The organism is Enterobacter cloacae complex sp. IR5441 (genome assembly GCF_049238215.1).
Taxonomy (GTDB): domain Bacteria; phylum Pseudomonadota; class Gammaproteobacteria; order Enterobacterales; family Enterobacteriaceae; genus Enterobacter; species Enterobacter hormaechei_C.
Map to the genome: position 1 here is coordinate 1 of NZ_JBMKIA010000065.1, position 8,472 is coordinate 8,472.

The 8,472-nt window shown below is 45.3% G+C and carries 4 protein-coding genes; 2 read left to right on the forward strand and 2 right to left on the reverse strand.

Annotated elements, in window-relative coordinates; genetic code table 11:
• Both ACOTX5_RS25795 and ACOTX5_RS25800 read left to right on the forward strand, forming a co-directional pair.
• A partial coding sequence (locus ACOTX5_RS25795; protein WP_000496773.1) for an IS1 family transposase occupies positions 1-102 on the forward strand: 102 nt, incomplete at its 5' end.
• A gap of 608 nt (positions 103-710) precedes the next feature.
• The gene (locus ACOTX5_RS25800) at positions 711-3,131 is read left to right on the forward strand and encodes an Ig-like domain-containing protein (RefSeq protein ID WP_000681217.1); all 2,421 of its coding nucleotides are present in this window, start codon (positions 711-713) and stop codon (positions 3,129-3,131) included.
• A 2,077-nt stretch (positions 3,132-5,208) separates the two neighbouring features.
• Here the strand turns inward: ACOTX5_RS25800 and repHI2 are convergent.
• Both repHI2 and ACOTX5_RS25810 read right to left on the reverse strand, forming a co-directional pair.
• A complete protein-coding gene (repHI2, locus tag ACOTX5_RS25805; RefSeq protein WP_000159528.1) occupies positions 5,209-6,297 on the reverse strand; it encodes an IncHI-type plasmid replication initiator protein RepHI2 in 1,089 nt (362 codons plus the stop codon).
• A 1,107-nt stretch (positions 6,298-7,404) separates the two neighbouring features.
• Positions 7,405-8,409 (reverse strand): Ig-like domain-containing protein, encoded by a 1,005-nt coding sequence (locus ACOTX5_RS25810; RefSeq protein WP_421632501.1) that lies wholly within the window; start codon positions 8,407-8,409, stop codon positions 7,405-7,407.
• Positions 8,410-8,472: the final 63 nt, after the last annotated feature.

The following is an 8,472-nucleotide window of genomic DNA, read 5'->3' on the forward strand; positions in this document are numbered from 1 at the left end:
CACCTGGCACGGCTGGGACGGAAGTCGCTGTCGTTCTCAAAATCGGTGGAGCTGCATGACAAAGTCATCGGGCATTATCTGAACATAAAACACTATCAATAAGTTGGAGTCATTACCGCGATGCTGATGCGTCTTTATGTAGAATGTGACACAGGTGAGCGCAGGGGCAACGGCACTCAATCTGGCGTAGCAATGCCTTCTTGGCAAACCGTTGAAGAGGCACGTGTGTTGCTAGGGGTGAAATGATGCAGTTCTCGCCAGGGCAGTTTGTAATTCACAACAAGAAGCGCCTTGCGGAACGAAGGTAGACGTACTGACTGAGGTTCACTCCCCTCTCGACTGGTGGCGTAATGCCGCCAGGTTTTGATTCATATATGCCGTCCGTTAACGCATTTATATCTGACATACCTAATTTATCCTGATTCTTTTTTACACAAAGTAAAAGCATCACTTAATGCGATATGTGGATGCCGATAGTTTCAGGCTAATGTTATAAGTTTTGCAATCGTTGCCAGTTTGGACACCACAGAAATGTCAGATGTAATTCCAAAAAGAAAGATTTCCGTCCTGAACGCACAATAAGGTTTGTCGAAAGGCAAATTATAGATTTGTAATTTCGAGCACCATATGGAGAAGTTTTTTATACTTTTACGAACATAGTGACCTTTAGGAAAAGCTTAAAATAACACCAAACCTAAAGGGGAATAAGAATGAAACATCTCGCTTTTATTACTGCTGTAGCCGGACTCGGTATGTCTGTTCAGGCCCCAGCTCAGATATATGAATCGGCCTTTAAAGACACGAACGGTATTGAGATCCACGCCCCGTCTTCTCGTCTTATGCTTAATCCGGCATCACCGGTAACTTTGACACTTATTTCAGGTCTTGATCGTTTCGTTAATGTCAAAGTCACGAAAGACACTGGAACTGTCATTCTTAATACTACGACTACACGGACGGGTGTATCAGACCGACTAACAGCTGCTGACGGTAGTGAGTTCTACGGCAAAAAAGTAACTTTGCCTGCTTTGGGTGAAGGCAAATTTGTCGTTCAGATAAACGTGTTAGATCTCAATCAGAAGCCTGTAGCGACCTATAACTATAACTGGCTAATTGATGTCACCCCTCCAGCGGCAAATGCTCTTACCGCTAATACTGGTTCTGGCTCTACCGCTGGTGACGTGTGGAAGCTTGGATTAGAGGCAACGGGGCAGTATGACTTCACCTCTTCGGGCGTAAGTGATGCAAATGGTATTGATAAGGGCCTAATATATATTTACAGGCAGGACGGTAGCCTCTACAGCACTACACAGATGCAGTATGACGTATCCGGCCAAAAGATGTACCACACTTACTCTAAGAATTCAGTTAAGGGAACCGGAATACCAGACAGCAACCTGGATGAAGACTTTACTGCAAAAGTTGTTATCTTCGATAACGCAGGTAATAGCCGAACGCTGCCAACTCAAAAATTTCGCTACGACAACACGCTGGGTGAGATGACACTGTGGGCCGTTCATGATCCAAATACGTCTTCCAGCGTCGTACCCGGGGTTTCTAATTATCCGGCTTACAAAGCCGGTATGGTCGTTAACGAAAACCCTATTCGATTAGTCTACCGGATCCCAAAATCTAACTACCGTGCTTATTCAGAAGGTGGGCTTCAGTTCATCAATCAATATTCCGCCCCCAAAGAGATAGCTGTAGACAGCACTTATGCTTATGTTGAAATGACTCTTCCCTATGGCTCAATTAATGGGGATATGGCTCGTATGGCGAACTTTGGCCAGTGGGGAGGGTATTATCCGTCATACAGCCTCGTTCTAAACCCATCTGCAAACCAAACGCCTGCATTTGCGGGTACCTGGGTAGATTTCCTCGATGATAAGGGGAACTGGGTTAAGTGGAAGGATTTTGAGAGTGTGGCTTCATCACGACTGCCAATTAAAATTTCCCGACTTCGTTTTAACGTTGAAGCCCGGCCCTTTGCACAAGAGATCGGCGGTAAGGCGACCTGCACCATTCCGGCAGGAAAAACCTCGTGTGAAGCGCCTGAGACGTTTGATATGGCCTTGGGTACCCAGGGCTACAATAGGATCCTTTACTTCGTTCGCAGCATCAGCAATCCCATTTTGCGGTCTGAGCAATGGATTATGACACGCTGGAACAATAAACAACTGCCGGTAATAAACTCGATATCATATGACGAGACTAACAAGCAGCTGGATGTACTGGCGTCACTTGAAGGCGATGGTAACTGGTTCGACTCGGTCTCATTGAGGGAATTTTATCTTTCCGATAAGAACACCGGTACCCGGATGTCACCCACAGGCGTAATCAAATCTCGTATCTCAGGTAACTACACGATTGCTTATGATTTATCCCGTCAGTCTGAAGGAAAATACAACGTTGAGGTCAACATCAGGGACTTCTTCCAGAACCAGACCAATAAAACTTTCGGAGAAATTGCTCTGGATAACACTCCTCCGACAGTGGCCATAACATTCGACGGAAAGCCGGTAAAAGACGATACGGTAGTGTACGGCCTGGAGAACCTCAGGATCGCTCTGGCAGATAATCTGACAACCCCGAGGATAACCCGTCTTCAGCTCGTAGGTGGCCCCACAGCTGATAACGTTGAGCTTACGTGGTCACCGGCAGGCAAAGATACATACATGCCTGAGTATCCGAGGCTGTTCCCAAATTTCGAACCATCTGAAAATTATTCAATTAGCGTAACAGTTGCCGATAGTCAGTCGAATACCAAAACCTATACTCAGAAGTTCAGTTATCTACCGAATAACCTTGTGCAGTTACATAATCTACGCACATTATCGGTCAGTTCGCCTCTCAAAACGACAGATGGCGTACCCCTTGCGTACCTGTCCACTAACGTTCTGCGTAAGACAAATGGAGAAATTGCTAAAGGGGTCCAGAACGCAACGCTGACTGTGCGGAAGGATGCAGCCTTCGGTATTAAATTTAACGGGGCACAGGCGGCTCCAGGTGAGTCAGTTGAGGTGCAAATAGATATGGGCCAGGGGGATAATCTTCTGTTACCCGTTTATCCTTCCGAAAATGGGAAAGTTGGCACCTCAGAATTCATGATTCAGATCGACGAGTTGAAGTAACTACCCGGAGCCGACAGTAAAACTGACGGCTTCAATTTTACTGCCCTCCTTGACTCCGATCAGCCAGTACGTCTTCAGAGATTCGCAAGGAAGAACCGAAAGAAAAGTTACTTTAATCGTACGTTTCCAGCGATGCTTTTAAAAGACAATGCACACTCGTTGATTACGACAATGGGAGTGAGTGTCGAAACCCTTGAGTAAGGATACCCGGTAAATATACAGCCCCGGGGATCCTCTTCCTTCAACCGGGGATGACAACGGTAGTGAGTCCGGCAACTCACTCCCGTTGTCACTTCTCTGACATATCGTCATACGAGCTTACTCAAGTGCATCCACAAAGATGGGATCGTTTTGAATCTAAACTGGTACTGGTTAGCCAGTCACTTGCATCTATTCCCCCGTCGATACTTAAGTGACAATTGTAGTGATCTGCAATACTGGTGTCTCAGAAACACTGACGACGGTAGAGACTCAATACCCTAACCCCTGACAACAGGAGTGAGCTTAGAGGTGTTACGCTGCTGTCACTTAATGCTTGGGAATTGCCTGACTCACAACCATTGTCATCCGGAGCTACTGATTAACGTTGAACCGCTGGACTTTAATGACAGTGGTAGTGATGGATAGGCTCATTTCCATTGTCGTCATTTTATCGGACAAGCCTCTTCGTCCTACAGGTTTAAGCTGACAATGGTAGTGATTGGATGATCTCACTACTGTTGTCACTCAGTTCTTTGAGCGGACCCTTCCCTCGGTTGGTCGGCATTAACAACGGTAGTGACTCGATTGGCTCACTGCCATTGTCATCGTGTAAATGACGTACCTTATCAGCTCAGCTGAAAGCAATGACAACGGAAGTGACTCTAATTGCTCACTGCCATTGTCGTCGTGTCTATTGAGAGCCTTATCAGTGCACCTGAAAAGCAATGACAACGGTAGTGATTCTAATGGCTCACTACCGTTGTCACCGTGTGTATTGAGAGGATGGTCCACTTAACTGGACGTCTATGACAATGGTAGTGACTTTAATAGCTCACTACCATTGTCGGCGTGTGAATTGAGAGGATGATCAGCTCAGCTGTACGGCCATGACAATAGTAATGACTTAATGAGCTCACTACCGTTGTCACCCTGTTAATTAAGAGGCTCATCTGCTCTTCTGGAAGGCTATGACAACGGAAGTGACTTGCTGGGCTCAGTGCCATTGTCGCCGTATGAATTGAGAGGATCATCCGCTCTTCTGGATGGCAATGACAACGGTAATGACTTAATAGGCTCACTACCGTTGTCATCCTGTAAGTTAAGAGGTTGATCTGCTCAACGGGACGACTATGACAACGGTAGTGACTTGCTGGGCTCACTACCATTGTCACCCTGTGAATTGAGAGGTAGATCCGCTTAACCAGACGTCCATGACAACGGTAGTGACTTTCTGGGCTCAATACCGTTGTCACCCTGTGATTTAAGAGGTTGACCCGCTCTACTGGACGGCCATGACAACGGTAGTCACTTTCTGGGCTCACTACCGTTGTCGCCACATAGAATGAGAGGAGCATCAGCTCAGCTGAACGGCAATGACTACAGTAATGAGCTGGATGAAGCATAACCATTGACATCTGGCCCAACCGGAAGCCGTATTCGCCAATCCAATCGAGATTCACAATGGCCGTGACTCGCCGCATTAAGTTCCGGTGTCCTCCCAAAGCTGAACGCACACTCGGAGGACAATGACAATGCCAGTAAGGTACACATCATTACCATTGTCACTATAGCTACCAGAGAAGCCGGGATTTGAATGTCGATGGTAGTGAGTGGGTCAACTCACTGCCATTGTCACCCCGTTACGATATTTTCCGTTGGATGTACTGGCCAATGAAGTAAAGCGTAGAAACCGGGTGTTAACAGGTGACTCAGGAGAAAGCGTTGAATTCGCAATCTCGATCTACATAGGGTGGTAGAGAACAATGACAACGGTAATGACTTTTGACTCATTACCGTTGACGTGAAAGAGCGGGCTGGGACTAACGAAAATCGAAGAAGTAATTTAGCACCCGGAGCCTGAACCGCCGGGTTAACTTTAGCTGGCGTTGCTGTTCTTTTTCTGGCTTCGAAGACTACGAATATAGCGCAGTTCTTCAGCGGTTAAATCATGGACGGTAAGAACATCATCGCCGTCTATCGGGTCAGCTGGTGGGCATAACTCACCTTCTAAAACAGAAGACCCTGAGTTCTCTTCTTCATCTTCAACCACTTCTAAAGGAGGCTGAGTATTGTTCAAATTCAGATCGGGATCCCGCTTATGAATCTGGAAGTATACTTTTCCGTCTTTCTTAATTTCGGTGTACTGGAGGTATCCTATCGATGCCAACTCTTCAAGAGCCTTTCTCACGGTAGCATTCTGACTATTTGCTCGTGTTTTGAGGTTCAGACGATTTTTCAGCCGAGTAAGGGATATCGGTATAGGATTTGGCGGTAATGACTCTATGAACGTATAGAGAGCCTGGGCGCTTTCCTTCTTGGCCAACTCCTTAATTGCCTTCAGCTGCATCAAAACCTTATGATCGTATTGATAGAGCTCGAAAATCTTAGGATCAACCTGAAGGACAACCTGATCTGATTCCGGGTCTAACAGGGCAGACTGTACCAGATGCGTTGTATAGACTTTGGACGAGTTATTACTGGTGAACGACAAGGTAACGGATGCTAACCTGCGTAAGGAGGCGTCTATACGTTTTCTGGACGCTGTAGATGAGCGATAATTTTCAGGCGTACATAGCTTGAGGAATTCAGTGAATTTTAAGCTTATCGTGTCATTGTTAATCGGATGATTGGCATAGGTTCGAATGATGCCCATCCACGTCTTAAAATCTACTGACATATCAAGACGCTCACCGACAATTGAAATATTGGTGAACCCCTCGCTCTCCATTAAAGAGAGCGTCTGTAACTCTTTCGTTGCGTCAAAGCCAACCGTTTTATATTCCCGATTTTGACGCCCCACACTCTTTGGTGATGGGACGAACAGCCCGAGCCGCATCAAAGCAATAGACTGCACCGTACGGTTGCTGTTAGGACGCAAAATGATGTCTTTACCTGATTCTTTCTCTCTAACAGAGAAAGCCCTGGTGACCAGGTCCTGCTGCTCAGTATCTTTCTCTTTAGTCATAATAAGTTATCACTGAATGTGTAAACAGATTGGTGAATAGTAAGCCCCAGCGAACTCTATGTCACTGGATGGATCATTGTGATGATCCATATCTGTGCATAAGTTCTACCTAAAAAAACGACTCCACTCATTAAAACTTGGCAAAAACTCTTTGCATACAATGACCTGCAACTCTTATCAACAACGGATCAGATCAAGTTAAAAAGATCTAATGAAAAGTCACTACTATTGTCGCTCTGATCACTACTGATGTCAAAAAACTCATTACCAACGTTATAATAATCACTACCAATGTCAAAATAATCACTACTGTTGTCACTGATCACGTCTCAGGCCTTGTGCCGTCTGGCCTGGAGGCAGCGGGGATCTCTTTTGATCTATCAGGAACACTAAGGTACTAATTATTGGAACTACCTTGTGGAAAATGGGGATAAATAAATGCTTAGTTCTTATACAGGTCTCAACTTGCCTCCCTGATAAAAACTGTCGTCAAAGCTAAATCACAGCCACAGGCATTTTCGGTGGATAAATTTTTGAGAAATAGAAGCATACATGCAGACTCGTGTCGCAAGTAATTGAAAGTAATAATTTATTTAAATAATGCGAGTCACCTTACCTTACAGTGGAAGTTTAAGTCTAACCTCACTACCATTGTCACTTAAAATCATTACCAACGTCGAAATAGTCTCTACCATTGTCTTTTAAGTCACTCCCGTTGTCACTTATGTCGCTACTGTTGTCAGTGACAATGCTCCAGCCCAGTAACCATGCGGCCTACAGCGTACCGGGATCTTCTTTGTACTCTCTGGCACCTTTGGGATCATTTATTGGATCTACATGAGGGATAAAATCTTTTGACGATTTCGTAGTGCAGTTATACCAGCGACTTAGCAAGACAAAAGCTGCAATTTAGTGACGAGTTACTAGTCTGCCCAACAAGAGCAATGCAGAGAAGATATGTGGTGAAATGACCATGGTAGTGAGTCTAATCACTACCATGGTCCGCAGTAAGCGTTACTTACGCAATGAACGTCGGACTGATTTGCAACAACATGGGCTACGGCGCATCAGAAGACGGCCGTTGTGCTTCAGCAAAACAGCCCTGCTTTATTTTAATTCTTCAATGTTAATCATGAACTCAGATCTGCCTGTAAGGCCGGATACAGCAGGGAAAATAGGAAAGCTACGGCTGTCCCCGAGCCCCAAATCCAGTTGAAGCTCTTTGCTTTCACCTGGCATCGCAGAAACACCATTTACAGTCACGCCGAATGCAGCGTCCTTACGGACAGTAAGCACTGCGTCCTGAAGCCCTGTAGCGATTGAACCATCCTTTTTACGCAGCTGGCTGGCATACAGAACAGCCAGAGGAGTATTGTCAGATGTTTTGAGAGAAGCATTGACAGCTAAGGTTTTCAGATTCTCTAGCCTGACGAGATTGTTTGGAAGGTAGTTAAATTCGACTGAGCTTTCTTTAACGTTGTTCATCTCATCTTTGGCCTGAACTGTGAGAGTGTATGTTTCGCCTTCATTAAGAGACGGAAAGATCTTGGGATAATTAGGTGCATACAGGTTGTTTCCCAGATTCACCCAAGACAATTCCACCGCATCAGAAACAGGGCCACCGCGAAGAGTCATACGGCTTAAGGATGGTTTAGTTAGAGCATCGGTGAGCTGTATACGGACGTTCTCCAGCCCATATACTGTTACGTTTTTGCTGATCGGTTTTCCTTCGTAGCTAATACTTACAGATGGTGCTGTATTATCAACGACAACAGTTTGATAAGGGAGGTTACCGGTATTGTTGAATGTATCTTGGGCATTAATTACCACGTTATAACTGCCTTCTGGTACCTCTTTCATGTTGAACTCATACGTGTAGTTCCCAGACGCCATATTTCTACCTGTTTGTTTGCCGGTTACGCTTATTTCTGCGTTGTTACGGTTTTTATCTGACAACCAAACTCGATTTACATAAACATGGTCGAAATATGAACCATCTCCAGGTTGATTCACGTAAACCTGGAGAATGTTGGTGGTTTCAATGTAATCAAATCCATGAATCGCCACGGATAATCTAGACACTTCCGAGCCGTTGATAATACTGGTTTTCATATTCTGTCGGTGACATCTGTTCGCTAGAACCATGCCGACGCTTACTGTTATAAAACATTTCGA

Coding starts and splice junctions, on each gene's coding strand:
- ACOTX5_RS25800 (WP_000681217.1), top strand. CDS start 711: ATGAAACATCTCGCTTTTATTACTGCTGTAGCCGGACTCGGTATGTCT.
- repHI2 (WP_000159528.1), bottom strand. CDS start 6,297: ATGACTAAAGAGAAAGATACTGAGCAGCAGGACCTGGTCACCAGGGCT.
- ACOTX5_RS25810 (WP_421632501.1), bottom strand. CDS start 8,409: ATGAAAACCAGTATTATCAACGGCTCGGAAGTGTCTAGATTATCCGTG.